Consider the following 2,058-nt stretch of genomic DNA (forward strand, 5'->3'; position numbering starts at 1 on the left):
GCCAGCCCGCGTTCGCGGTGAAACGGACCGACTGCCGACTGTCCCGCTTCGACTTGAAGCGCGGTGCACCCATCTTCGGGCGCTGCGGCCCCTGTGACGCGGACTACAGGTGTTTCATTCATCGGCACACGTCAGAACCGCCATGCCATTCCCCGGCATGTGCGTCGCCACTCCCCCGTATCGGCTGAAGGGTGATCCCATGACTCGCCTCCCACGCCCCACCCCTCACGAACTCGACCCCGCACAACGTGTCCTCTACGACGCCATCGCGGGCGGTCCACGAGCGGACGGCCCGCAGCTCTTCTCCCTGACGGACGGCGAAGGCCGGCTGAACGGGCCGTTCAACGCGATGTTGCACGCGCCCGCGGTGGGATCCGCGTTGCAGGAACTCGGGTCGGCCCTCCGGTACCGCTCCACACTGAGCGGCCGCGTTCGCGAGATGGCCGTCCTGATCGTCGCGGCTCACTGGGACTGCGCCTTCGAGCGGTACGCCCACGAGCCGATCGGCAGAGCGGCAGGCCTTTCCGATGCCGAGCTCACCGCCATCCGCTCCGGCACGGCACCAGAGGTGAGCGACCACGCGGAAGCGGCCGCGGTCGACCTCGTGACGGCGCTGGTGGCGACCGGCGACGCCGACGACGTGATCTTCGGCCGTGCCGTTTCATTGAACGGCACGGAGGCGGTGGTGGAGCTCACCACCCTGGTGGGCTACTACGCGACGCTCGCGCTGCAGTTGCGCGTCTTCCGCGTCGGACAACCAGGAGACCTCGCATGAAACTCGTGACCTTCGACAACGGCCGGGTCGGCCGGCTCGACGGCGATGACGTCGTGGAGCTCGATGTTCCCTCGATGCGCGCCTACTTCGAGCGTGACGGCGAGGTCGACGAGACAGGCCGGCGCTTCGCCCTCGCCGACGTGCGCCTGCGGGCGCCCATCGTTCCGAAGAAGTTCTTCCACACGGCCGGCAACTTCACCGACCATCACGAGGAGCTGACGGCGGTCGACTGGTCGCACCCGGTGCACAAGGGAATCGTCTTCTTCCAGAACGTCGACGCGATCATCGGTCCCGACGAGGCGATCGTCTACCCCGAGGGACTCACCAAGGAGCTCGACTACGAGCTCGAGCTGGCGATCGTGATCGGCAAGAGCGGCAAGTTCTTCGGCCCGGAGGAAGCCGAGGACTACATCGCCGGCTACACCGTGTTCAACGACATCACCGCCCGCGACATCCAGCGCCGTGAGATGCAGTCAGGCGTCTTCTCCTTCTCCAAGGCGATCGACACCTTCTGCCCCATCGGCCCGTGGATCGTCACCAAGGACGAGGTACCGAACCCGCAGGCACTCGCCATGGAACTGCGGGTCAACGGCGAGCGGCGCCAGGCCGGCAACACGGAGCAGATGGTGATCTCGATCCCGCACCTGGTCGCCTACCACTCGGCGCAGGGCTACAGCGCCGGAGACATCATCACCACCGGAACCATCTCGGGTGTCGCGGCGGTGCAGCCCAACCCCTTCGACTTCTACCTCCGGCCGGGCGACCGGATCGAAGCCGAGATCGCGGGGATCGGCACGCTGCACAATCCGGTCGCCGCGTGGAAGGACGCGCACGACACCGAGCCGTACGCGATCGACCTCTACGGCCCGGCGAACTGAGGAGACCGACATGCGACTCGCCACACTGGCCGACCGTGCCGTCCTCCTCGTCGAGGACGGGGCGGTCGACATCGCGACCGCCTCGAACGGCCGTTTCGGCACCGACCCGATGGAACTCCTCGCCGACTGGGCCGAGTTCGTGGCCTGGGCAACGGCGGCGGAGCTCGCGGACCCGAGGCCCTACCGCCCGATCGACCTGACCGCTCCCGTCCCCCGCCCTCGGCAGGTGTTCGCGGTCGCGTTGAACTACCGCCCCCATGCGGCCGAGGCGGGCTACATGGCTCCCGAGATCCCGCTGCTCTTCACCAAGTTCCCCAGTTGTCCAGGATCGCGGCCCTGGTGTCCGGGCTTCCCGGCCTGCGACCGCGCTGCGCACCGGGTTTATTCATCACGGACGAATTCTAC

General features: G+C 67.6%; 2 protein-coding genes and 1 pseudogene. All 3 read left to right on the forward strand.

Going from position 1 to position 2,058, the window contains the following annotated elements; translation table 11 throughout:
- The first annotated feature begins 199 nt into the window (after positions 1–199).
- The gene (locus ACWEBX_RS39525) at positions 200–775 is read left to right on the forward strand and encodes a carboxymuconolactone decarboxylase family protein (RefSeq protein WP_451889536.1); all 576 of its coding nucleotides are present in this window, start codon (positions 200–202) and stop codon (positions 773–775) included.
- Complete coding sequence (locus tag ACWEBX_RS39530; protein ID WP_451889537.1) at positions 772–1,653, forward strand: fumarylacetoacetate hydrolase family protein; 882 nt, start codon at positions 772–774, stop codon at positions 1,651–1,653. The genes ACWEBX_RS39525 and ACWEBX_RS39530 overlap by 4 nt, the downstream gene beginning before the upstream one ends.
- Before the next feature lie 10 nt (positions 1,654–1,663).
- Positions 1,664–2,058 (forward strand): annotated as a pseudogene (locus ACWEBX_RS39535) (fumarylacetoacetate hydrolase family protein); the annotation flags it as partial.

It is taken from the genome of Streptomyces sp. NPDC005070, assembly GCF_053600395.1.